The following is a 21,998-nucleotide window of genomic DNA, read 5'->3' as shown; positions in this document are numbered from 1 at the left end:
AGGCACTTACCTACCCATTCGGGCAGGTACGGCGTCTCCGGAAAATAGTTGGCGCGGCGATCAGTTCCCGTTGTACTTTCGGGTTCGGCCAGAGCGGCCGGTAGTACTGATCCAGAAGGTGTTTATGACCCAGCCCGCGCCGAGCGCGCCTCTCGCCCCTGCTCTGTCCGCAATCCTCGAGATCACCTGCTGACCCCCGAAGCCTGATTCCAAACGACGGACTGACAGCGCGAGGTCCCCTCGGCCTGCTCCTACCTGCTTTGTTCACTCAGCTAGGAGTTCTCCAGTGCCTCGATCACACAATTCCAACTCGAAAACCGACACCTTCTCCTGCGTTCAGTGCGGGCTCACCGTCATGACGCACGGCCCCGACGGCGATCGCCGAAACCATTGCCCCAGTTGCCTGCATTCCCGACACCTGTTCGACCAGGTGGAAGGTGGGCCGTCAGACTGCGGAATGCGGATGGCCCCCATTTCCATCGCGGTGCTGCGTAGTGGCGATTGGATGATCATCCACCGCTGCGCACAATGCTTCGAGCTCACCTCCAACCCCGTCAGCCGAGACGACAACCAGTTGTTGTTGATGAGGATGGCAGTGCGGCCACTCGCGCAACCGCCCTTCCCGCTCGAAGCCTTCGGCGACTTGTGAGGGGTGGGAACGCAGATGCCACGTAGGAATCCCAGCACCCGCTCGCGGCGGGCACCGCAACGCACCAAGCATGTACTGCACGGAATCGGCGGCGAGCCAGGATCAAGTTTCCGTTGTCTCACATGCCGTTTGGATATCCCCACCGCGGCCCCGGGCACCGCCCATCGGAACCACTGCCCGAACTGTCTGGCAAGCCGACACGTCGATGGACGTATTCCCGGCGACCGAGCACAACAGTGCAGAGGCGCAATGGCGGCGCTGTCCCTGTCGGTACGGCAAGACGGTGAATGGATGCTCGTTCACCAGTGCGTCGAGTGCAATACGTTGAAAGTCAACAGGATCACCGGCGACGACAACGCCCTGGTCCTCCTGCGCTTGGCGCTACGCCCGTTGGCGGACCCTCGCCTTGGCTCGCGGGCGTTGCTAGCGCTCTGATGATTCGTCAGGTGTAATCGCGCGGTTCTGCGTGCGAATACACCTGACGAACACCACGAACACGATCCCGCCGAGCAAGCCGACCACAGTCGGTCCGAGAACCAATCCGGAATACAACCACGGGGCAGGTTCTGCCGGAAAGATGTCCATGAAATCGGGTCCAGTGTATGTCGGCTCGGCAAACGGCTCCCGATAGGATCCGCCGGTGAGAATGTGAGGTGATGCCAACGAGTTCCACCACCACTGAAACACGCCGAGCGCCACCAGCCCACACACGGAGCCGAGCACTGTCAGCGCCGCGATCGGTCGCCAGATCGATCCCCTGATTTTGGTCATGAGACCAAACTAGTTCACGACGGATCGCGCAATGACATCGGTGAATTGCAGTGACATCAGCGAAGTGCGTGCCCCAGTTCGGCTGCTTTGGTCATCAGTTGCGCGGCATCTCGGGCAACAACAACCTCGTCGCAGATCTCCGAATACTCCGGCATCGCGCACGACGCCTGGTTCCAGTAACGCTGTGGTTCCGGCGTGATCCAAGCCAGACGGTGGACCTTGCGTCGTAACTCTTCCAGCTTGTCCACCTGCGGAGGCAAGCCGTTGCATCGACCGTCACCCACGATGATGACGGAAGTCCGCGAGTTCAAGGTGTTTCCGTGCTCGTCCAACAATTCTGTCAGCACCCGCCCGTAGTCGCTGCTGGCTTCCAGATCCAGGCCCGGGTGCGCGAGCACCGCGGCCAGTGCACCGTCACCACTACTGGCGAGAAGTGTGTCGGTCACGTCCACCGGACGATCGACGAATGCGAGTACTTCACAACGGTCTGCTCGCCGATGCATTGCCTGAGCCAACCGCAGAGTAAACGCAGTGATGGGCCGCACGGACAGCGACACGTCTGCGATCAGAAGCAGCCGAACACGATCGGGGCGAGGAGCTTTCACGACCAGATGGAAGGGTATCCCGTCGGTGCGCAGGCTCGAACGCACCGTGCGGCGCATGTCGAGATGCCCACGAGAGCGCTCACGGGGGCGCGGCCTGGACGGACCTCTCATCCGCCGAAGCACCTCGTGACACGCGAGTTCTATGTCGTTGTGCGTTGCGCCCGCGGCAGATTCGCTGTCGGGCGCATCGGGAGCGGATTCGGCCAGCGCAGCGGCCGAGAGCGCTTGCACAAACGCTTCGACCGCCTCCACGAGCCGATTCAATTGCGCCTGCGTCAGCGGCCCGTCGTCGGAGACGTCCGCATACGCCTTGCTCGGGTCGTATGCGTCCAACCAGGCCAGTATCGACGTCGGATCGTCCCACGACAGCGAACCGACCACTGCTGCAGCAACACTGGTACTGAGGTCACCGACCACCGCCGAGGCCGCACGGTCCACGTCGACCGTGTAACTGACTCCCCGTCGACCGGTCTCCGAACCGGTATCCACCGACAGTTCCGCATCGCTGGATGTCATCGACACATCGTCGTCGTCCTTGTGCGGGTTGAACCCCTTCTCCGCTTCCGGAGTGTCGAAATAGTCGCCGACCTCGGCCGCGCGCTCGTTGTACTCGGCGTATCGGCCTACTTCTTGATCCTCGTCGATCCCCAGCGCGGTAGGCAGACCGTCCGCCACCTCGGCTCGCGAAGCCATCCGCTCGGCGTGCGCTTTGCCTGCGGCCGGCCGGAACAGCGCGTCGAACGCCCGTTCGAAACCGGCCTGCTCGTGAGAGTACTTGGCGCACACTGCCCGAAGACACGCTCGCAACGTCTCACGATCCGAAGCGCCGACCATCGCGAGAACACGCCGAACCTCGATGACCTCGGCCGGTGACGCGGAAACTCCGGCCGCCCTCAGCAATCGGCCGAAACTCGCGGACACCACGTCGAGAACAAACGACGGCTGCCACACGGCGAGGCCACCGAGCGTCGTCATCGCGTCGAACGGATTCCGCTACCGCCGCGGATTCCCTGTTGATGGGGGTCGCGTCCGCCGGTTCCCCGGAACACGGCCGTCGTCGTGTTGGCGGGTTTGCTTGCCACAGTTGCTCGCTCGATCGGTTCATCACCCTCACGCGACGGTGATTCGAGAAGCTTTCCGTCGAATCGCTCCTTGGCCAGCGTCACATCCGACGAGTACTTGAGCAACGCCGTCAGCAAGATGTCGCGCACCTTGGCGTCGGAACCGGTGTCGAATCCGCTGGCCGCCAGCACTGTTGCCGCCCTGGCCGCGTCGATGACCTCAGAGATGGACGGGCTCTTGCGCAGCGGGAGATCACGCAGGATGCGAGCCAATTCGACAACCTCGGTGGCCGTAGCCGCATCGACCTCCGGCGCTCGGGCCGTGACGATCTCGCGTTCACGCTCCGATGTCGGATAGCCGAGATGGTAATGCAGACAACGACGCTTGAGAGCCGGCGAGAGCTCGCGAGTGTCGTTGGACGTCAAGATGACCCAAGGCTGCGATCGGGCCACGAACGTGCCGACCTCGGGGATGGTGATCTGCTGTTCGGCAAGGATCTCCAGCAGCAACGCTTCCATCGATTCCTCGGTGCGGTCCACCTCGTCGACCAGTAGCACCACCGGTTCGGGTGAGAGGATCGCTTCGAGCAGCGGCCGCACGGACAAGAAGTTCTCGGAGTACAATCCGAAATCCTGATCGGCCAGAAACTTCGACGCTTCGGCGACGCTGTCGAACTCGGAGACCTGATCACTGATCCGGTCGCGGAGCATCTGCACGTGCAGGAGCTGCTTCGCGTAGTCCCATTCGTAAAGGGCGCGATTGTCGTCCAGCCCTTCGTAGCACTGCAAACGCACCAGCTTGCGTCCACCGATCGCAGCCAGCGACTTCGCCAGTTCCGTCTTGCCGACACCCGCCGGCCCTTCGAGCAGGAGCGGACGTCCCAGCGCCGTCGCCAGATGAACGACTACCGCGAACTCGTCATCGGCAATGTAGTCCTGCTCTCGCAGAGCATCTTTCACTTCGATTCCGCTGGAGAAACTGCGACCGGACATGGAACACCTTTCGATAGGGGCACAGCCCCCGTGCGCGCTTAAGGAGTCTCTGGACTCCTTAAGCGCGCACGGGGCCGGAGGCCCTGCTAGAAGTACGACTTGTTGATCGCGTGATCGACAACCGGGATCATCGACTCCACGGTGACCTCACGGGGGTTACCCGGGGTGCACCAGTCGTCCTGAATGTGCTCGGAGATGGCGCGCACAGTCTTCTCGTCACCCTTGATGACATCACCACGACCCTCGTACTTCTTGGTGTTCATCTGGTTCTTCGCATACGAATCGGTGCGAACCTGACTGAAGTTGTCGGGGATACCGACGTCCTTGGCCAGACGGATGGCAGCCTCGACGGCAGCATCTGCGGCCTGAACCGTGGTGAGGTTGCGAGTGTCGACACCGAGTGCGCCGGCCAACTGGGCGTAGCGCTCGTACCGTGAGGGCAGGTTGTACTCCCACACACGCGGCAACGCGATGGCGTTGTTCAAACCGTGGTGGCTGTCGAAGAAGGCACTGACCGCGTGCGAGATCGAGTGAACGATACCGAGTCCGCCGGAGTTGAAGGCCTGTCCGGCGATGTACTGCGCGTTCATCATTCCCTCGCGGGCCTTGAGGTTACGCGGCTCGAAGACAGCCTCGCGCAGGTTCTTCGCGACCAACTCGACCGAGTAGATCGCATTACCGAGCGAGGGGGCGAAATCGAGACGAGACACGAAAGGCTCACTGCCGTGCGCGAGTACGTCGAAGCCGCAGTACGCGGTGAAGTGCTGAGGGCAGGTGTAGTAGAGCAGCGGGTCGTCGATCGCCAACGTCACGATGGTCGCCTCGTCGAAGCCGACCCACTTGTGCGGGTTGTTCATGTCCGACGTGTCGGTGATGACGTATGCCCACGACGTCTCGGAACCCGTTCCGGCCGTGGTGGATACGGCGATGTGCGGCGGGTTCTCCTTGTTGGTGGACTTGGCGAAGCCCTCGAACTCGTTGATGTTGCGACCGTCGTGTGCGATCACGACGCGAGCACCCTTGGCGGCGTCGTGGCTCGAACCACCACCGATCGAGATGATCGAGTCGCACTTCTCCTTCTGGTAGAGAGCCGCGGCCTCCATGACGTTGTAGTCCTTGGGATTCGACTCGACCTTGTCGTAGAGCACGACCTCGACACCCTGGTACTCGATCTTGCCGACCAGTTCCTCGATGATGCCCGAACCGCGCAGACCGGTTGTCATCAGAAGGGTGCGCTTGAAGCCGAGGTTCTTGGCCTCCACCCCGATGATGTCGTGAGCGCCCACACCCATCAGGGCGCGCGGGAAGGGGTGGAACTCCTTGATGGGAAAGTCCCATATCTGGTTGAGCTCGATAGCCATCGGTATCTCCTCGGGGATGTGCACGAATGTGACTGCGGGAGGGATTCGAGCCGATTCTTTGTGACCGACGTCTCACCTGGTTTCCACTGTGTACCGACAAACAGCCCGTGCACAGGCTTCGGCAGCTCAACCGCCCGGACGCCGCCCGCGAACCGCCCGTTCGGGCAGGTCGGCCCCACCCCGGACTGCCAGGACGGCCCGATCAGACCGAGGTGGTTCCCGCTGATCGGGAACGTGTTGCTCGGCGACTACGATCCCCAGTAGCTTTTCATCACTGCTAACATTGAACTAGAACACGTTCTAGATGTTGCACTTCACTGACCTGCGCTTTACCCAGCTTCACGAGAGGACTAGCTTCGCGATGACGACAGTCGAGGTACCGCACAGCTCGCGATCGGCGGTACTCACCGTGTCCGGAGTCATCGAAGAGACTTCCGACGCCCGGTCGCTGGTGTTCGAAATTCCCGCAGAACTGAAGGACAAGTTCGACTACAAGCCCGGTCAATTCCTGACCCTGCGCATCCCGAGCGATCAGACCGGCTCGGTCGCGCGCTGCTACTCCCTGGCCAGTTCGCCCTTCACCGACGACGCCCCCAAGGTGACCGTCAAGCGAACCGTCGACGGCTACGGCTCCAACTGGCTGTGCGACAAGCTCCAGGTCGGCGACACCATCGAAGTGCTGCCGCCGTCAGGTGTCTTCACTCCCAAGTCGCTCGATCACGACTTCCTGCTCTTCGGCGCGGGCAGCGGGATCACTCCGGTGATCTCGATCCTCAAGTCCGCCCTCACACAGGGCAGCGGCAATGTCGTGCTGATCTACGCCAACCGCGATGAGAAGTCCGTCATCTTCGGCGCCGAACTTCGCGAGTTGGCAGCGCAACACCCCGGCCGCCTCACCGTGGTCCACTGGATCGAGACCGTGCAGGGACTCCCCGCCGTCTCACAGTTGGCGACGCTGGCCAAGCCATTTGTCTCGTACGAAGCCTTCATGTGCGGCCCCGGCCCCTTCATGGACGCCGTCCACAAGGCACTGGCAGAGGCCGGCATGCCCCGCACGCAGGTTCACGCCGAGGTCTTCAATTCACTCGCCGGCGACCCGTTCCGCGACGTCGAGGTAGCCGAGGTCTCCGACGAGGAAGCAGCCGACGCCGCGACTGTCGAGGTCGAACTGGACGGTGAAACCCACACCCTCGTCTGGCCGCGCAAGCAGACGCTCGTCGACATCATGCTCGCCAAGGGCCTCGACGTACCGTATTCCTGCCAGGAAGGTGAGTGCGGCTCGTGTGCCTGCACCGTCACCGAAGGCGAAGTTCAGATGGACAATTCCGAAATCCTCGACGCCGAGGACGTGGCGAACGGTTACATCCTCGGTTGCCAGGCAAAGCCGATCACCGATCACCTGAAGATCGAGTTCTAAGCCCTGCTTCCACGCATGACGGCCCCTGATTCCCTGCGGAATCGGGGGAATTGTCATGTTCCGAGTCATCTCCTGAGCCGCCCGATCCACACTCCGAAACCCACTCCGGCGCCGTTGTAGGCAACCGCCACAGCGCAAGAATCAGTACCACGGTCACGATCAGGAAACCCTCACGAAGGACCAACCCCAACGGCAGCAGGAGCGGCGACGTCTCGATGAACTGCTGCCCCATACTCGGCCCGCAGTAGACGAGCGCCAACCCCAGTGCTGCGGCACCGAACTGCAGGGGCGATCGAAGCCGAAAGAGAACCGTGACTGCAGCGGGCACGAGATACACCCAGTGGTGTATCCAGCTGATCGGCGACAGGATCGGCGCACTCAATCCGATCACCAACGCCGCATCAAACGCACGCCCGACGCGATAGACATCTCGGGCGACCCAGAGCGCTGCCGCCGCGCACAGCACGGTCAACGGCATCGTCAGCGCCGCCGTCCAGGTGCCCAGGGCCGCAAGTCCACCCTGCAGCGAACTGTTGCCGGCACTCGCGATCGCCTGCCCGCTCAAGTCCACCCGATCACTGAGATTCCAGACGACGTCCGACCAGAAGGTCCAGCTGACGGCCGGGTCGACCAGTACTGCGACGGCCGTTGACGCGGCAAATCCGATCGAACTCCAGATCGCGAGCCGCCACTGCTTCGTCACGACGAAGTAGACGACGAACAGAGCGGGCGTCAGCTTGATCGCGGCCGCGACGCCGATCAGAAGTCCTCGTGGAATCCATCGGCCGAATCTCGAATCCTCCCGGCGGGTCACGTCGAACAGGACGAGCACCATCAGCACCAGGTTCACCTGCCCGAAGGAGATGTGTGCACTGACGATGGGCGTCACCGACACGGCCAGGACCAATGCCGCCATGACCAGGGGCCGCTTCGGGACGCGCGCGGGAGTGAACCTTGCGACCGTCCACACGACGGCCGCGATGCACAACCCCGACCACAGCAGATAGGCAGTCCACCAGTCGAAGAGAACAGTCGGCCAGAGGAAGATCACCGCGAACGGGGTGTAGGTGAACGGCATGCCCTCGTCGACGATCAACGGGCCGACAAGATTGCTCTCGTAGATGTTCGAGCCTGCGGCAAATGCCTGGGCGGCGTAGCGGTAGACGAGAAAATCAACGGGTTCGACGGCTCGAACGGAGTACACGAGATAACACAGAGCTGCGACGCCGGCAGCGATCAGTGAACCGATCGTCACAATTCGAGACGCCTCGACACGGGTGGCGGGCATACCGAGAATCGTCCCACAACCTACCGAGCGGTAGTCGTCTAGCGGGCCGCTCGGAAGTGCGCTCGCTCGTCTGCGGTCAAGTGCTCACACGCGTAGCTCAGCGCCGTGCGTCCCATGTTTGCGGCATTCTCCTCGAGGAACCCGGTCAACAGATCCCGATCCACCCGTTTGCCGACCTCCCGCAGCATCCACCCCATGGCTTTCTGAGTGAGGTCCCGTCGATCACCCAGCACCTGTGCGGCAAGTTCGAGCGTGGTCGACGCGTCGCCGCGCGTGATGAAGCCGTACGTCGTCAACAGCGCAACCCGCCGTCGCCACAGGTCACCCGAATCGGAAAGCTCGAAGATCAGCCGGCGATCTCGGTCGTACAGCCAGCCGCCGAGAACCTGTCCGGCCGACGAATCCACGAGATCCCAATTGTTCACCCGCCCGTCCTCGACAGCGGTGAGATAGAAGTCGGCGATGCGGGCACTACTCTCGTCGTCGAAAAATTTTGGGCGACTGACTTTTTCGAACTGAGCGACCAGGATCAGCAGCCCGGCCAACCGGTGCTCGTGAACGTCGCTGTCGAGAAGGAGGCGTATTTCAGGCAACGCGAGGCCCACATGCTTCTTCACCACCGAACGCGTCTTCGGCACTCGCACTCCGATGAAGACGTCACCCTCGCCGTACTCCCCCGGCCCCGTCTTGAAGAACCGCTGAAGGTGGACGGCATCGGCGGGATCCGCGAGATCGGCCAACTGCTCGATCACGTCCTGGGCACTCGATTGCGTCACCCCAGAACCTTCTCACGAGTCGCCCGCGCTGACTCTTCGATTCTCAGCGTCCTCACACCGTGTGCCCTGCTCGGCCACAGGTCGGCAGACGACACTCGAGGACAGTCAGTGAAAGGACCACCCATGATCACCGCCGCTATCGCATTCACCACCCTCACCCTCATGGCACTCTCGGGACATATCGCGGCAAGCGCGCCGCGCGGGCTCGTGGCAATCCGGACGAATGGTCACAAATCTTGATATTCGAGCCTCCACATCGCCTCTAACTGCAACGCGAATGCAATTGGCGGAGAGTTGATCTCGATCTGCCGCGGGCGTGTACTACAGGTGGACACACTCTCGTCTTTGGAGGTCTCGTCATGAAGTCGTGGAATCGAATGCAAGATGCCGTCGCGGTGGTTCTCGGCGTCTTTGCGGCTCTCTCGCCGATGTGGCTCGACACCACCGATCGGGCAATGTGGTCACTCGTCGTCCTGGGTGTCCTGGTTGCACTGTCGGGTCTGGCGCACATGGCACGTCCGGACATGGCCATGGCGGATTACGCGATGGGCGTTTTCGGCGTCTTGATGTTCATTTCACCCTGGGTCATGAACTACGACGCTCTGCGCGGTGCGTCGTGGACAGCCTGGGTGGTCGGGGCCTTGACAGTTGTGGTCGCGGTGAGTGCGATGCCGGTGATGAGTGCGCGGATGCATCACGGGGGTCACGGCGGCGTAGCTGCCCATTGACAGAGCTGCTGAATCAGGGACAGAGCTGCTGAATCAGGCTTTGATCGCGCCCAACAACCGCCCGGCGTCGAAGGCTTCGGCGCTGGGCGGTAGCGCGCCCGGCCTCCCGCTCACAAATACCTCGACGGTTCCCGATCCCACGCCCGCGGCGCCGAGCCCGTCGATCCGCCGCAAAGTCTGTCGTGCAACGGCTTCCGCGCTGTCGAAGAGTGTGACGCCGGCCGGCAACCGCGCTGCGATTTCGTCGGCGAGCAGTGGGTAGTGGGTGCACCCGAGGACCACGCCGCTGACGTCGTCCGGTGTTCGGGCAACCGCGGAATCGATGGCAGCAAGTGCGGCTGCGCGCTCACCGAGATCTATCGAATCGGCCAGGCCGTGGCACGGCACCCCGACGACCTTTGCGCCGTTGCCGAACTGCTCGATCAGATCGGCTTGGTACCGGCTGGCAGTTGTAGCGGCGGTCGCCCAGATCGCCACCGAATCGCACGCGGCGGCAGCGGGCTTGATCGCGGGCACGGTTCCGATGACGGGCACTTGCGGTCCGACGAGTTCGCGGACGTGCGGCAGCGCTGTGACGCTGGCGGTATTGCAAGGTAGGACGATGACCTGAGCTCCACGATCGAGACTCCGCCGCACCGCACCGAGGACCCGGTCGATGACCCACGGCTCCGGCTTGGGGCCCCAGGGGGCGCCGTCCGGATCCAGGGACAGCACCAGATCGAGATCCGGGCGCAGGCGTCTGAGCCACGCAGAGGTAGGGAGCAGGCCCAGTCCCGAGTCGATGAGTGCAACGATCACCGCACAAATCTATCGTCTCGGAACCGGTCCTGCCTCATCCGTTCAGGCTGGTGTGGACTCCAACACGTCCGAGATGGGCGTGCCGGCCGCGATCTTTGCACGCATCTTCATCACGGCTCCCGCGCTACCTCCGCCGACGACAGCGGCCAACACACCGTCACGCTCGTAGTAGGCGACGAACTTGCGGCCGTCGTCCTTGACGATGTGAACGGTGTCCGTGGGTGCGACGGTCCCCAGAGCCTGGATCTTGACGTCGTACTGATCGCTCCAGAAGTACGGAACCTGCGCCGGCGCATCCGGATCACCCGTTCCGGTGATCGCACCTGCCAGGATCTTGGCCTGGTCTCCCGCGTTGGTCCAGTGTTCGACACGCTTGCGTCGATCACCGATCTGCCAGGACGCGACGTCGCCGACCGCCCAGACGTGTTCGGTGCTGGTGCGGCCGACGCCGTCGCAGAGCACTCCGTTGTCGAGTTCGATCCCCGAACCGTCGAGCCAGCCCGTGACAGGCACCGAACCGACTCCGATCGCCACCACGTCGACCGGGATCTCCGAACCGTCGCTCAAGGTCGCGGCCGTAACCGCTCCCTCACCGGACAGCGAGGTCAAGCCGGTGCCGACGCGGACGTCGATGCCCTCGTTCCGGTGTAGACGTTCGACGAGAGCGCCGACGACAGGGCCCAGCACCGATGCCAGCGGTGTCGGTTGGGGTTCGAGCAGGACGACGTCGACGCCGTGAGACTTCATGCTCGCGGCCAGTTCACAACCGATGAAGCCGGCCCCGACGATCAACGCGCGCTTGCCGGGAGCCAAGTCGGCGCGAAGGGCCAACGCCTCCTCGATGGAGCGCAGAACGTGCACTCCGGACAGCTCCGGAAGGCCGGCGATCCGACGCGGAGTCAGTCCGGTCGCGATGATCAACTCGTCGTAGTCCAGGGTGGATCCGTCTGCGAACGCCACGGACTTGGCAGCAGTGTCCACCGAGGTTGCCGGCGAACCGAGCTTGAGGTCCACCTTGTTCTCTAAGTAGAACTCGGCCGGGCGCAGCGTTGTCTCGTCCTTGTCACCACGGATCACTTCCTTCGACAACGGAGGCCTGTCGTAAGGCAGATGCGTTTCCCCACCGGCGAGCGTCAACTCGCCGTCGAAACCCGCTCGTCGTAGTTCCTCGACGGTCCGCAGTCCCGACAAACCCGCACCCACGATCACTATCCGTGCCACCACGTACCACCCTGTCCGACCCACGTCACTTGCAGCGCCCACTATGAACGCCGTCACTATTTGCCTCCGACTCTGCCATACGAAATGCCGGAGTAGGTGTGGTGCATCCCGCATGGCCACCGACCAGTCACTACAGTTGTAAGTACTTCAGACGCACGCACTGACACATGAGCAGGGAGCCCCCATGACCAGCGATTCCAGTGAAAAGAACAGCGTCCGATTCGGCGCTGACGGTGGCGCGGAACTAGTCAGCACCCAGGGCAAGACGATCATCGCCGACGCCGTGGTCGCCAAGATCGCCGGTATCGCGACCCGCGAGATCAACGGCGTGTACGACGTCGGCGGGGGCACAGCGCGTGCGGTGGGGGCACTTCGCGACCGCATACCGGGCGCGCGCGTCAACCACGCCCAGGGCGTGGCGGTGGAGGTGGGCGAGAAACAAGCCGCCATCGACATCGGAATCGTCGCCGAGTACGGCGTCGCACTCCACGAACTGGCGGTAGGTATCCGCCGAAACGTCATTGCCGCAGTCGAAAGCATGACGGGTCTCGAGGTCACCGAGGTCAACATCACCGTCTTCGACGTCATGCTCTTCGAGGATGCCGAGAGCAGCGGCACTACCGATCCGGAAGCCAAGCCGAGGGTTCAGTGAGTACCGCCGACGCCGGCCGCGAGATCGACGCGGCCGAGGTTGTTGCCGACGCCGTTCTTGCGATCCCGGAAGTGGCAGATTTGCACGGCGGGCAGTTCGGTGAGGTGGGAACCTACCTCCCAGGACGCCGAATCACCGGCGTCGTCGTCGACGAAAACTCCTGTGCGGTACATATTTCCGTTCACTACCCGGCCGACGTTCGCAGCGTCGCCGAACGTGTCCGAGCTGTGGTGGCGCAGTTGGTCGACGTACCGGTCGACGTCACCGTCGGAGACTTGTCGACAGCGGGGTACCTGCCGGATATCTCCGAGAATGTAGACACCGAGCCTTCCACCGTTACCGACATTGCACCGAACATTCGAGAAGGGAACTGACATGAACAGCACCACCGTCGGACTGCTGGTCGGTCTGCTCCTCGCGCTCGCCGGAATCATGGGTGGATTCAGCGGATTCGTCTTCGCAGTCCTGCTCGGCGCCGCCGGTATGGCGATCGGAGCGCACCGCGACGGACATCTCGATCTCGGCGCGATCCTTCGAAGCCGTGGCCGTGGCTGAGCCAGTTGATTCGAGCGCGGCAGCCGATCCCGGCCTACGCGGTTCGCTGGTCATCAAGGACCGGGCGATGGCCAAGATCGCCACGGCCGCAGCGGTAAACGTACCGGGAGTGGTCCGCCAGTCCGGCGGTTTGACCCGCTTGACCGGACGCGACCTTCCGCGAGCCGACATCTCGATGGGCAGCGACGCCGTCGCCATCAACCTCTTCCTCGCCGTGTCCTGGCCGTGTTCGGTCACCGAACTGACCGGGCGCGTGCGAGCGGAAGTCGGACGCAGCGTCGAGTCGCTGACCGGCCTGCCCCTCCATGACATGAACGTCATGATCGCGGCAACCGAGGGCACCGACGATTCCTGCGTTTCCGGCGTCAAGATCGCGGAAGACCCTGCACAGGAGGCGCTCTCGGATCCGATTGCACCGCGAGTTCCCTCCGCGAACCCGGCCGCCGCGGTCTCCGCGGTCGTCATCGCCTGCGGCCTGCTCGCGCTCGCGTTCGTGGTCTCCCGCGAATGGTTCATCAACCGTGGAACTTTCGAATCGGCACCCTGGATCCGAAACTCCGTGGAATGGACGTCGCGTCTGCACTGGCAACCGTGGCTGCTTCCGGTGGCAATCGCCGCCGTCGTCGCGGGCGTGGTCCTGATTATGTCTGCGATCAAACGCCGCGCGAAAACCCATGTCCCATTGGGTAACCCGAGCGCATCGACGGTATGGATGCGGCCGACGGACATTGCACGTCTGTGCAGTAGCCTCGCAGCGATCGTTCCCGGCGTCGGCTCGGCCCACACCAGCGTCGACCGCAAACACGTCAAAGTCCACGTCGAATCCACCGGCGGCGATCGGACCGAACTTGCCGCGGCCGTCGATGCAGCCGTTCGGCCTCACCTCGCGATACTGCAGCAGCCACTGCAACTTTCGGTGGTCGTGAGAGAAACCGCCGCACGACGAGAAGCCGCAGTCCGACGAAAGGACGTCTCGTGAACCGTTGGATCTCCGCGGTCGATCGGACCATCGTCCTCATTGTCGGAATCGCGCTGCTTGCGGCCGGCGCATACGCCATCGCGTGGGACGCGGGTGCCTCGCTGATTCGAACCTGGGTGTCACGACTTGATCGTGAAGTCCTCTTCGGCCTTCCGGAGCAGCCTTGGTGGCACTGGGTCCTCTCTGGCACCTTTGTTCTCTGTGTCGTCACCGGTTTCGGGCTTTTGTACTTGAACCTTCGCCGGCGCCGAACGAGCGCAGTCACATTGCGGCACAACGAATCCGGTACCGACGTCAGCGTAGATCTCGGACCCGTTGCAGACGGCGTAGCTGCCGAACTCACCCAACTGAGCGGCGTGCGAAACACCAGAAGCAAAGCGACGATCGATCGCGGCCTGCCGACGCTGTCGATTGTCGTCACCGCAGACCCGGCGATCGACGTCGCCGGATTCACCGCTTCGGCCGAACGCATCGCCGGTGCAACCAGACGAAGCCTCGACGGCTCACCCGTCGCAGTGCAGGTTCTGTTGCATCTCGACCGGGTGGAAGCCACCAAGTAGGTAAGAAGCAAACAGACACAGAAAAGGCGCTCACTCCCCGAAGGGAATGAGCGCCTTTCCTAGTGCTGTGAATCAGCTAGCGAGACAAGAGTCTCACTTGATGATCTTGGCAACCTTGCCGGCGCCGACCGTACGGCCGCCTTCGCGAATTGCGAAGCGCAGGCCCTCGTCCATGGCGACAGGCTGGATGAGCTTGACGGACATCTCGGTGTTGTCACCGGGCATGACCATCTCGGTGCCCTCAGGCAGCGTCACGACGCCCGTAACGTCCGTGGTACGGAAGTAGAACTGCGGGCGGTAGTTGTTGAAGAACGGGGTGTGGCGGCCGCCCTCGTCCTTCGACAGGATGTATGCCTGGCCCTCGAACTCCGTGTGGGGAGTCGTGGTGCCCGGCTTGACGACAACCTGTCCACGCTCGACATCTTCGCGCTTGATGCCACGAACGAGCAGTCCGACGTTGTCGCCGGCCTGGCCCGAGTCGAGCAGCTTGCGGAACATTTCGATACCCGTGACGGTGGTCTTGGTGGAGGTCTCCTTGATGCCGACGATCTCCACCTCCTCGTTCACGTTGACCGAGCCGCGCTCGATACGACCGGTGACAACGGTGCCACGGCCGGTGATCGTGAAGACATCCTCGACGGGCATGAGGAAGGGCTTGTCCGTCTCGCGGACCGGGTCCGGGATGGACTCGTCGACAGCAGCCATCAGGTCGAGAATGGACTGCGTCCACTTCGGGTCACCCTCAAGTGCCTTGAGTGCCGAGATCGGAATGACGGGGGCTTCCTCGTCGAATTCCTGAGCGGCCAGCAGTTCGCGGACCTCCATCTCGACGAGCTCGAGGATCTCGTCGTCGTCAACCATGTCGGCCTTGTTCAGGGCGACGAGGATGTAAGGAACGCCGACCTGGCGAGCGAGCAGGACATGCTCGCGCGTCTGGGGCATCGGGCCATCGGTAGCTGCGACGACGAGGATAGCGCCGTCCATCTGAGCTGCGCCGGTGATCATGTTCTTGATGTAGTCGGCGTGACCCGGTGCATCGACGTGCGCGTAGTGGCGCTTTTCCGTCTGGTACTCAACATGCGAGATGTTGATCGTGATGCCACGAGCCTTTTCCTCGGGAGCCTTGTCGATCTGATCGAAGGCCGAAGCCTCGTTCAGGTCGGGGAATGCATCCGCGAGAACCTTGGTGATGGCCGCCGTCGTCGTGGTCTTGCCGTGGTCGACGTGACCAATGGTGCCGATGTTCACGTGCGGCTTCGTCCGCTCGAACTTCGCCTTCGCCACTTTGTGTCCTCCTGGACTGTTGTTGCTTGCCGTATGCAGCAGTGCGGTTGGTTGTTACTTGGTCGTGCTTCGTGCCGGAAGAAACCGAGGTCGCTTACCGGCGCGGGCTGGGGAGCTTGCTTGCGCTTACTCGCCTGTCGCCTTGGCGATGATTTCCTTCGCAACGTTCACGGGAACCTCTGCGTAGGAATCGAACACCATGGAGAAGTTCGCGCGACCCTGAGTCCTGGACCGCAGGTCACCGATGTAGCCGAACATCTCCGAGAGCGGAACCTGCGCCTTGACGACACGGGCACCACTGCGTTCCTCCATGGCCTGAATCTGGCCACGGCGGGAGTTGAGGTCGCCGATCACGTCGCCCATGTAGTCCTCGGGCGTAGTGACCTCGACAGCCATGATGGGTTCGAGGATGACGGGGCCGGCCTTGCGGGCGGCTTCCTTCAATGCCTGCGAACCGGCAACCTTGAATGCCATTTCCGAGGAGTCGACGTCGTGGTAAGCACCATCGAGCAGCGACAGCTTCAGGTTCACGAGCGGGTAGCCGGCGAGAACACCGTACTGCATCGCGTCCTGCGCGCCGGCATCCACGGAAGGGATGTACTCGCGCGGGATACGACCGCCGGAAACCTTGTTCTCGAACTCGTAGGTAGCACCGTCTTCGCCCACGAAAGGCTCCAGAGCGATGATGACCTTTGCGAACTGGCCCGAGCCACCCGTCTGCTTCTTGTGGGTGTAGTCGTGCTTCTCGACCTTCTTGGTGATGGTCTCGCGGTAAGCGACCTGCGGCTTGCCGACGTTGGCCTCGACCTTGAACTCGCGACGCATGCGGTCGACGAGGATGTCGAGGTGGAGTTCGCCCATGCCACCGATGACGGTCTGACCGGTCTCGTCGTCGAGTTCGACCGAGAAGGTCGGATCCTCTTCGGCCAGCTTCTGGATGGCGACACCCAGCTTTTCCTGGTCGGACTTGGTCTTGGGCTCGATGGAGACCTGGATGACCGGTGCCGGGAAGGACATCGACTCGAGGACGATCGGGTTCGCCTGATCGCACAAGGTGTCACCGGTGGTGGTGTCCTTGAGGCCGATCATTGCGTAGATGTGGCCGGCTACAGCCTCGTCTACCGGGTTCTCCTTGTTGGCGTGCATCTGGAAAAGCTTTCCGATGCGCTCCTTCTTGCCCTTCGTCGCGTTGAGCACCTGCTGGCCCGGATCGAGACGACCCGAGTACACGCGAACGAAGGTCAGCTTGCCGAAGAACGGGTGAGCGGCGATCTTGAAGGCGAGAGCCGCGAACGGCTCGTCCTTGCTCGGCTTGCGAGTGATCTCCACTTCTTCGTCACCGAGCTTGTGGCCGACGACCTCGCCGATGTCCAACGGGTTCGGCAGGTAATCGATGACCGCGTCGAGCATGGGCTGAACGCCCTTGTTCTTGAACGCGGAGCCACAGATCACGGGGTAGAGCTGCGAAGCGACCGTCATCTTGCGGATGGCGCCCTTGATCTCCTCGACCGTGAGCTCTTCACCTGCGAAGTACTTCTCCATGAGAGCTTCGTCGGACTCGGCAACGGTTTCGAGCAGCTTCTCGCGGTACTCTGCAGCCTTCTCGGCGAGGTCCGCGGGGATCTCTTCGATGGTCGGCAGTGCACCGGTCGGAACCACGCCGCGCCAGGTAATGGCGCGCATCTCGACCAGGTCGACGACGCCGTCGAAGTCGTCCTCAGCGCCGATGGGCAGCTGGAGAACGAGCGGCTTCGCGCCGAGACGGTCGATGATGGTCTGGACTGTGAAGTAGAAGTCCGCGCCCATCTTGTCCATCTTGTTGACGAAGCAGATACGCGGAACGTCGTACTTGGCAGCCTGACGCCAAACCTGCTCGGACTGCGGCTCGACACCTTCCTTACCGTCGAAGACAGCAACTGCGCCGTCGAGCACGCGCAGCGACCGCTCCACCTCGACCGTGAAGTCGACGTGGCCGGGGGTGTCGATGATGTTGATCTGGTTGTTGTTCCAGAAGCAAGTCACGGCGGCAGACGTGATCGTGATGCCGCGTTCCTTCTCCTGCTCCATCCAGTCCGTCGTCGACGCACCGTCGTGCGTCTCACCGATCTTGTAATTGACACCGGTGTAGAACAGGATGCGCTCGGTGGTGGTGGTCTTGCCGGCATCGATGTGCGCCATGATGCCGATGTTGCGGACCTTGTTCAGGTCAGTCAGCACTTCCTGTGCCACAGGTTTCTTCCCCGCTCGTTGCTTGGTTTTCGGGTGTCGGCCGTATCCGGTGTGCTCCACCGTCAAGGCCATGGTCTTTCAATTATGTCTCTGCCGAGGCGAACCTGGCCACCTGCGTCCGGAAACCGGCGAGATGATCAGGTCGCCAACGGCGACAAGCGTCGGAGCCCCACCCGATGGCAGTTGCTCCGACGCTTTACATCACCAGCGGTAGTGGGCGAATGCCTTGTTGGCTTCGGCCATCTTGTGAGTGTCTTCGCGACGCTTCACAGCTGCACCGAGGCCATTGCTGGCATCGAGGAGCTCGTTGGCGAGACGCTCGACCATGGTCTTCTCACGACGTGCACGCGAGAAGGTGACCAGCCAGCGCAGTGCCAGCGTGGTGGAACGACCGGGACGAACCTCGACCGGCACCTGGTAGGTGGCGCCACCGACGCGGCGGCTACGAACCTCGAGTGCAGGCTTGACGTTGTCCAGGGCGCGCTTGAGGGTGACGACCGGATCGGTGCCGGTCTTCTCGCGTGCCTGCTCGAGAGCCTGGTACACGATTCGCTCTGCGGTGGACTTCTTGCCGTCCAGCAGGATCTTGTTGACGAGCTGCGTCACCAACGGGGAACCGTAAACCGGGTCGTTGATGAGCGGGCGCTTCGGAGCGGGGCCCTTACGTGGCATTAGCTCTTCTCCTTCTTGGCGCCGTAGCGGCTGCGTGCCTGCTTGCGACCCTTGACACCCTGGGTGTCGAGGGAGCCGCGGATGATCTTGTAACGGACACCCGGGAGGTCCTTCACACGACCGCCACGGACGAGCACCATGGAGTGCTCCTGAAGGTTGTGACCTTCGCCGGGGATGTACGCGGTGACCTCGACCGAAGTCGTGAGGCGAACACGTGCGACCTTACGGAGCGCGGAGTTCGGCTTCTTGGGGGTGGTGGTGTACACGCGAGTGCACACGCCACGACGCTGCGGGCTGCCCTTGAGAGCTGCCGTCTTGACCTTGGCGGTCTTGTCGCGGCGACCCTTGCGGACCAGCTGGTTGATGGTTGGCATTTACCGGCTTTCTTGTGACGAACAGACTGCTCGAGCGAACTCGGGCCGTTCGAAAACGTGGCTGTTCTGAAATTAGGGATCTAGCAGTTGGAGCAAGAGAGCTGCTGCTCCTCACCCACCCCAGAGTCTGTACTCAGCACTTTCGCACCTTGCACCACCCCCGAGGTCGGGCGTGTCGCATACCCCCACACAGGCAGCCGGATGCTCGTTCATCAGCAAAATCTGCTCGAACGCGCGCACGGCAATACCTAGCTAGGCACACAGATCGGCCCGGGCATGCCGGACACGACCCATAACGATACCTGTCGGCGCGCCACAAGGTCAAAGCGAGGCCACGGTGATAGTGACCTCATGCTCTGACCAGACAATCTGGCCGCATGCGCAGACCACACAGCCGGATCGGTCCCGATCAGATACTGCGGTTCAACGTCAACCCGCCGAGCTTTGCCGCAGCCTCGCACGGATCCGCTCCGCCTTGCGGCTCGGTGACCCACCACCCGAACACTCCCCCGGCCGGCGCGCTCGCGCTCACCCCGCAACTCTGCGGATCGGCCGGCTGGCGAACCTGGTACCCGCTACTGCCGTTGATGTCGATCTTCGCCACCACGTATCCCAGATGTTCGAAAGCAGCGCGCTCGTGATCGAGGGTGCCCGTCTCGAACCAGTTGAAGGTGATCTTGATCGGACCCGCGGCCCCGATGCCGTCCCAGCGGCAGATAGCGCCGAAGAACCCACGACCGACGGCGTCGGCACCCACGGCGCCGGCGATCTGCTCGTCGGTGACCGCTTCGCATTCTTGGAGGACGTTCGCGAATTCCTGGCTGTCACTACCGCGGTAGCTGCCCTCCGCGCGGGGAGTCCCGGTGACCACCGAGCCGCAGCCCGTGAGTAGAACCATCGACCCCGCCAGGGCGAGTCCGATCCTTGCGCTCTTCAGTGTGCCCTCGAACCTCACTGTGCCCTCGAAACTGTTTTTTCCATCAGATCCCGTGCAACCGTGCACGGATCAGCGGTCGGAGGCAGCAAGCCGTAGGTGATCGACCAGTGCACGAAGTCTCCGCCGAACGCGATACCCAACTCGCACAGCGAACCCGCCGTGGACGCGATGAAGCCCTGGTGACCACCGATCGTGATGTCGTCGGCGGGACGTCCGAGCAGGTCGGACCCTGCCCTTTCGCGGCCGATCGGGCTTCCGCGGTACCAGGAGAAACTGACGCTCGGGCCATTCGAACCGGCGACCTCCCATTGGCAACCGACGCCGTTGCGTGTCGTCGTCGCAAACGTGCCGAGATTGAAGGCGTTGACAACTTCTTCGTCGGTCACCGAGCCGCATTCGGCGAACATCGGACCGGGATCGGTGGGTGCGAGCGACGGCGAACTGGCGCCGTCGCCCGGCCGGTCGGCGGACCCGTCGTCGGAGCTGCAGCCGACCACCGCCGAGAGCACGGCAGCCGAGACCAATACCGAAGTCCCGATCGAAGTGAGAGTGCGCGCGGCCATGGAGCCGACTGTACTTCTCGGTGGCCCCCGACACACGCCCCGCTACCGATTCAGGGGGTTGTGACCGGTACCCGAACCAGCGTGGAATCCAATTGCGCCGCCCACTGTTTGACCACCTCGGTGCGCCGACGCGAGTCGTCGGTGAGTACGTCTGCCAGCCCTAGCCCTCGGGCCAGGTCCAGTGTCGCCTGTACCAAGCGATGCGTCACCGGATCGGAGTCGTCGACACCCAGACTCTCGACGGCCATGCGGTGCGCGATGCGCCCGAATCGTTCCTCGAGGGGCAGTACGCGGGCACGCAGGTCGGGGTCGGAGGCGGCGGCCGTCCACACCTGCAGTGCTGCTTTGAACAGAGTCCCGGTGTAGTACTCGACCAGCCGCGAAATGATCGCCTCGGTTCGTCCGGCACCCACCGGAAGGTCGGTCGATTCCTTTCGCGCCTGATCCATCCGGGCGTCGAACATCACCTCGAGCGCCGCGGTGATGAGGTCCTCACGAGTCGGGAAGTGGTGCTGCATCGCACCTCTGGACACCCCGGCACGCTGCGCGACGACGCTCATCGTCGTTGCGCTCCATCCGAGTTCGGCGAGACACTCCACCGTCACTTCGAGCAGGTGGGAGCGCGTGACTCGACTTCGGTCCTGCTTGGGCTCTCGAGTCATCGCGCCGCCATCCCTTCTACTTCTGTGTTCCAGCGCTTCTGTGTCCCAGCTGCGCAGTTTCTACTGCGCCCAGGCCGCTGGACGCTTCTGCAAGAAAGACATCATGCCCTCACGAGCCTCGTCAGAGGAAAACAGCCGAGCCGACTGCGCGATCATCTCCTCGCCGTCCCGGTCGAATCCGGCCAGGACCGAACGCGTCGTGATCCACTTCGATTCCGCCAGCCCCTGCGGTGAACATTGGCGCAAAGTGCCGAGCAGTTCGGTGATCGACTCCCCTGTGTCTTGCGACGCGGAGGTGACGAGTCCGATGGATTCGGCCTCGTGCTGGCCGAACTTCTCTCCGGTGAGCAGGTAGCGGCTCGCGGATCGCTGGTCGAGCCGCGGCAGGACCGTGAGCGAAATGATGGATGCTGCCAAACCCAATCGCGATTCCGTCACCGCGAAGGTGCTCGCCGGTCCGGCGACGACGATGTCGCACGCCCCGACAAGACCCATGCCTCCGGCCCGGACGTGACCGTCGATGCGCCCGATCACCGGCTTGGGAAGCTCGAGAATGCTGCGCAAGAGCGTCAGCATCCCCCGGCCGCGCTCCTTGACGGCTTCCTCCGGTGACGCGGACGACCCCGAAGCCTCACTGAGATCGGCTCCCGCACAGAATGTTCCACCGGTGTGGGTGAGCACTACCGCCCGAACCGCTGGATCGGCCGCAGCCGACGTCAACCCCGCCTGCAACTCCGTGACCAACCGCGTCGAAATCGCGTTGCGGTTGTGGGGTGAGTCGAGAGTGATCGTGGCAGCACCGCCTGATACTTCGTACCGTACGTATGGCTTGTCCTGATCCGTCATGAGTCTCCTCTTCAGTA

Annotated in this window: 25 protein-coding genes; 9 read left to right on the top strand and 16 right to left on the bottom strand. The window is 63.0% G+C overall.

What is annotated here, in order from left to right:
• Window positions 1-286: 286 nt before the first annotated feature.
• Both ACWF6P_RS12645 and ACWF6P_RS12640 read left to right on the top strand, forming a co-directional pair.
• Complete coding sequence (locus ACWF6P_RS12645) at window positions 287-649, top strand: RNHCP domain-containing protein (RefSeq protein WP_452621206.1); 363 nt, start codon at window positions 287-289, stop codon at window positions 647-649.
• A 15-nt stretch (window positions 650-664) separates the two neighbouring features.
• A complete protein-coding gene (locus tag ACWF6P_RS12640; protein ID WP_452621205.1) occupies window positions 665-1,084 on the top strand; it encodes an RNHCP domain-containing protein in 420 nt (139 codons plus the stop codon).
• Here the strand turns inward: ACWF6P_RS12640 and ACWF6P_RS12635 are convergent.
• The 4 genes from ACWF6P_RS12635 to mdo all read right to left on the bottom strand — a co-directional run bounded on the left by ACWF6P_RS12635 (window position 1,073) and on the right by mdo (window position 5,440).
• Complete coding sequence (locus ACWF6P_RS12635) at window positions 1,073-1,420, bottom strand: hypothetical protein (RefSeq protein WP_452621204.1); 348 nt, start codon at window positions 1,418-1,420, stop codon at window positions 1,073-1,075. The two genes, ACWF6P_RS12640 and ACWF6P_RS12635, sit on opposite strands and share 12 nt — an antisense overlap.
• A gap of 56 nt (window positions 1,421-1,476) precedes the next feature.
• Window positions 1,477-3,000 carry a MadC family VWA domain-containing protein gene (madC, locus tag ACWF6P_RS12630; protein WP_452621203.1) on the bottom strand — a complete coding sequence of 508 codons (1,524 nt, stop codon included), beginning with the start codon at window positions 2,998-3,000 and terminating at the stop codon, window positions 1,477-1,479.
• Window positions 2,997-4,079 (bottom strand): MadB family AAA-type ATPase, encoded by a 1,083-nt coding sequence (locus ACWF6P_RS12625; protein WP_452621202.1) that lies wholly within the window; start codon window positions 4,077-4,079, stop codon window positions 2,997-2,999. Before ACWF6P_RS12625 ends, madC begins: the two co-directional genes overlap by 4 nt.
• Window positions 4,080-4,165: 86 nt before the next feature.
• Window positions 4,166-5,440, bottom strand: a complete 1,275-nt coding sequence (gene mdo, locus ACWF6P_RS12620; protein ID WP_452621201.1) for an NDMA-dependent methanol dehydrogenase — start codon at window positions 5,438-5,440, stop codon at window positions 4,166-4,168.
• A gap of 361 nt (window positions 5,441-5,801) precedes the next feature.
• Between mdo and ACWF6P_RS12615 the strand changes: the two genes are divergently transcribed.
• On the top strand, window positions 5,802-6,857 hold the full coding sequence (locus tag ACWF6P_RS12615; protein ID WP_378447219.1) for a 2Fe-2S iron-sulfur cluster-binding protein: 1,056 nt from the start codon (window positions 5,802-5,804) through the stop codon (window positions 6,855-6,857).
• Here the strand turns inward: ACWF6P_RS12615 and ACWF6P_RS12610 are convergent.
• Both ACWF6P_RS12610 and ACWF6P_RS12605 read right to left on the bottom strand, forming a co-directional pair.
• Entirely contained in the window at window positions 6,829-8,145 is a 1,317-nt protein-coding gene (locus ACWF6P_RS12610; protein WP_452621200.1) for a glycosyltransferase 87 family protein, read from the bottom strand. The two genes, ACWF6P_RS12615 and ACWF6P_RS12610, sit on opposite strands and share 29 nt — an antisense overlap.
• A 38-nt stretch (window positions 8,146-8,183) precedes the next feature.
• Window positions 8,184-8,921, bottom strand: coding sequence for a DNA alkylation repair protein (locus ACWF6P_RS12605; protein WP_452621199.1), 738 nt, complete (start codon window positions 8,919-8,921; stop codon window positions 8,184-8,186).
• Window positions 8,922-9,280: 359 nt separating this feature from the next.
• Between ACWF6P_RS12605 and ACWF6P_RS12600 the strand changes: the two genes are divergently transcribed.
• The gene (locus tag ACWF6P_RS12600; protein ID WP_452621198.1) at window positions 9,281-9,649 is read left to right on the top strand and encodes an SPW repeat protein; all 369 of its coding nucleotides are present in this window, start codon (window positions 9,281-9,283) and stop codon (window positions 9,647-9,649) included.
• Between the two features lie 33 nt (window positions 9,650-9,682).
• Here ACWF6P_RS12600 and ACWF6P_RS12595 read toward each other — a convergent pair whose 3' ends face one another.
• Window positions 9,683-10,447 (bottom strand): glutamate racemase, encoded by a 765-nt coding sequence (locus ACWF6P_RS12595; protein WP_452621197.1) that lies wholly within the window; start codon window positions 10,445-10,447, stop codon window positions 9,683-9,685.
• Between the two features lie 42 nt (window positions 10,448-10,489).
• A complete protein-coding gene (locus ACWF6P_RS12590; protein WP_452621196.1) occupies window positions 10,490-11,668 on the bottom strand; it encodes an NAD(P)/FAD-dependent oxidoreductase in 1,179 nt (392 codons plus the stop codon).
• 184 nt (window positions 11,669-11,852) lie between these two features.
• Here ACWF6P_RS12590 and ACWF6P_RS12585 point away from each other — a divergent pair, with 184 nt between their 5' ends.
• Genes ACWF6P_RS12585 through ACWF6P_RS12565 form a run of 5 tightly spaced genes read left to right on the top strand, consistent with a single transcriptional unit; the run spans window position 11,853 to window position 14,414 of the window.
• On the top strand, window positions 11,853-12,320 hold the full coding sequence (locus ACWF6P_RS12585) for an Asp23/Gls24 family envelope stress response protein (RefSeq protein WP_452621195.1): 468 nt from the start codon (window positions 11,853-11,855) through the stop codon (window positions 12,318-12,320).
• Entirely contained in the window at window positions 12,317-12,694 is a 378-nt protein-coding gene (locus ACWF6P_RS12580) for a hypothetical protein (protein WP_452621194.1), read from the top strand. The genes ACWF6P_RS12585 and ACWF6P_RS12580 overlap by 4 nt, the downstream gene beginning before the upstream one ends.
• 1 nt (window position 12,695) lies before the next feature.
• Entirely contained in the window at window positions 12,696-12,875 is a 180-nt protein-coding gene (locus ACWF6P_RS12575; RefSeq protein WP_003942043.1) for a hypothetical protein, read from the top strand.
• Window positions 12,868-13,854 carry a DUF6286 domain-containing protein gene (locus ACWF6P_RS12570; protein ID WP_452621193.1) on the top strand — a complete coding sequence of 329 codons (987 nt, stop codon included), beginning with the start codon at window positions 12,868-12,870 and terminating at the stop codon, window positions 13,852-13,854. The genes ACWF6P_RS12575 and ACWF6P_RS12570 overlap by 8 nt, the downstream gene beginning before the upstream one ends.
• Window positions 13,851-14,414: a hypothetical protein gene (locus ACWF6P_RS12565; RefSeq protein ID WP_452621192.1), complete on the top strand. Its 564-nt coding sequence runs from the start codon at window positions 13,851-13,853 to the stop codon at window positions 14,412-14,414. Before ACWF6P_RS12570 ends, ACWF6P_RS12565 begins: the two co-directional genes overlap by 4 nt.
• Window positions 14,415-14,507: 93 nt before the next feature.
• On the opposite strand, the gene tuf is transcribed toward ACWF6P_RS12565, so the two are convergent.
• The 8 genes from tuf to ACWF6P_RS12525 form a co-directional block, all read right to left on the bottom strand.
• A complete protein-coding gene (tuf, locus tag ACWF6P_RS12560; RefSeq protein ID WP_019744283.1) occupies window positions 14,508-15,698 on the bottom strand; it encodes an elongation factor Tu in 1,191 nt (396 codons plus the stop codon).
• Between the two features lie 126 nt (window positions 15,699-15,824).
• Window positions 15,825-17,927, bottom strand: coding sequence for an elongation factor G (gene fusA / locus ACWF6P_RS12555; RefSeq protein ID WP_378447211.1), 2,103 nt, complete (start codon window positions 17,925-17,927; stop codon window positions 15,825-15,827).
• 201 nt (window positions 17,928-18,128) lie between these two features.
• Window positions 18,129-18,599: a 30S ribosomal protein S7 gene (gene rpsG, locus ACWF6P_RS12550; RefSeq protein WP_003941856.1), complete on the bottom strand. Its 471-nt coding sequence runs from the start codon at window positions 18,597-18,599 to the stop codon at window positions 18,129-18,131.
• The gene (gene rpsL / locus ACWF6P_RS12545) at window positions 18,599-18,973 is read right to left on the bottom strand and encodes a 30S ribosomal protein S12 (RefSeq protein WP_003941908.1); all 375 of its coding nucleotides are present in this window, start codon (window positions 18,971-18,973) and stop codon (window positions 18,599-18,601) included. The genes rpsG and rpsL overlap by 1 nt, the downstream gene beginning before the upstream one ends.
• Before the next feature lie 409 nt (window positions 18,974-19,382).
• On the bottom strand, window positions 19,383-19,928 hold the full coding sequence (locus ACWF6P_RS12540; protein ID WP_378447210.1) for a DUF3558 domain-containing protein: 546 nt from the start codon (window positions 19,926-19,928) through the stop codon (window positions 19,383-19,385).
• Window positions 19,925-20,473: a DUF3558 domain-containing protein gene (locus ACWF6P_RS12535; protein WP_452621191.1), complete on the bottom strand. Its 549-nt coding sequence runs from the start codon at window positions 20,471-20,473 to the stop codon at window positions 19,925-19,927. The genes ACWF6P_RS12540 and ACWF6P_RS12535 overlap by 4 nt, the downstream gene beginning before the upstream one ends.
• Window positions 20,474-20,523: 50 nt before the next feature.
• Window positions 20,524-21,135 (bottom strand): TetR/AcrR family transcriptional regulator, encoded by a 612-nt coding sequence (locus tag ACWF6P_RS12530; protein WP_378447208.1) that lies wholly within the window; start codon window positions 21,133-21,135, stop codon window positions 20,524-20,526.
• A 60-nt stretch (window positions 21,136-21,195) separates the two neighbouring features.
• On the bottom strand, window positions 21,196-21,981 hold the full coding sequence (locus tag ACWF6P_RS12525; protein ID WP_378447207.1) for an enoyl-CoA hydratase family protein: 786 nt from the start codon (window positions 21,979-21,981) through the stop codon (window positions 21,196-21,198).
• Window positions 21,982-21,998 lie beyond the last annotated feature (17 nt).

The sequence above is a fragment of the Rhodococcus sp. NPDC055024 genome (assembly GCF_053608585.1).
The sequence above is the reverse complement of the archived record's forward strand: the minus strand, read 5'-3'. Positions and strand labels throughout refer to the sequence as shown.

What these genes read in the sequence shown, in the direction of transcription:
- rpsL (WP_003941908.1), bottom strand. Translation starts at nt 18,973, where the DNA reads ATGCCAACCATCAACCAGCTGGTCCGCAAGGGTCGCCGCGACAAGACC.
- ACWF6P_RS12610 (WP_452621200.1), bottom strand. Translation starts at nt 8,145, where the DNA reads ATGCCCGCCACCCGTGTCGAGGCGTCTCGAATTGTGACGATCGGTTCA.
- ACWF6P_RS12575 (WP_003942043.1), top strand. Translation starts at nt 12,696, where the DNA reads ATGAACAGCACCACCGTCGGACTGCTGGTCGGTCTGCTCCTCGCGCTC.
- ACWF6P_RS12615 (WP_378447219.1), top strand. Translation starts at nt 5,802, where the DNA reads ATGACGACAGTCGAGGTACCGCACAGCTCGCGATCGGCGGTACTCACC.
- ACWF6P_RS12635 (WP_452621204.1), bottom strand. Translation starts at nt 1,420, where the DNA reads ATGACCAAAATCAGGGGATCGATCTGGCGACCGATCGCGGCGCTGACA.
- ACWF6P_RS12600 (WP_452621198.1), top strand. Translation starts at nt 9,281, where the DNA reads ATGAAGTCGTGGAATCGAATGCAAGATGCCGTCGCGGTGGTTCTCGGC.
- ACWF6P_RS12525 (WP_378447207.1), bottom strand. Translation starts at nt 21,981, where the DNA reads ATGACGGATCAGGACAAGCCATACGTACGGTACGAAGTATCAGGCGGT.
- ACWF6P_RS12535 (WP_452621191.1), bottom strand. Translation starts at nt 20,473, where the DNA reads ATGGCCGCGCGCACTCTCACTTCGATCGGGACTTCGGTATTGGTCTCG.
- ACWF6P_RS12640 (WP_452621205.1), top strand. Translation starts at nt 665, where the DNA reads ATGCCACGTAGGAATCCCAGCACCCGCTCGCGGCGGGCACCGCAACGC.
- madC (WP_452621203.1), bottom strand. Translation starts at nt 3,000, where the DNA reads ATGACGACGCTCGGTGGCCTCGCCGTGTGGCAGCCGTCGTTTGTTCTC.
- ACWF6P_RS12625 (WP_452621202.1), bottom strand. Translation starts at nt 4,079, where the DNA reads ATGTCCGGTCGCAGTTTCTCCAGCGGAATCGAAGTGAAAGATGCTCTG.
- ACWF6P_RS12585 (WP_452621195.1), top strand. Translation starts at nt 11,853, where the DNA reads ATGACCAGCGATTCCAGTGAAAAGAACAGCGTCCGATTCGGCGCTGAC.
- rpsG (WP_003941856.1), bottom strand. Translation starts at nt 18,599, where the DNA reads ATGCCACGTAAGGGCCCCGCTCCGAAGCGCCCGCTCATCAACGACCCG.
- mdo (WP_452621201.1), bottom strand. Translation starts at nt 5,440, where the DNA reads ATGGCTATCGAGCTCAACCAGATATGGGACTTTCCCATCAAGGAGTTC.
- ACWF6P_RS12530 (WP_378447208.1), bottom strand. Translation starts at nt 21,135, where the DNA reads ATGACTCGAGAGCCCAAGCAGGACCGAAGTCGAGTCACGCGCTCCCAC.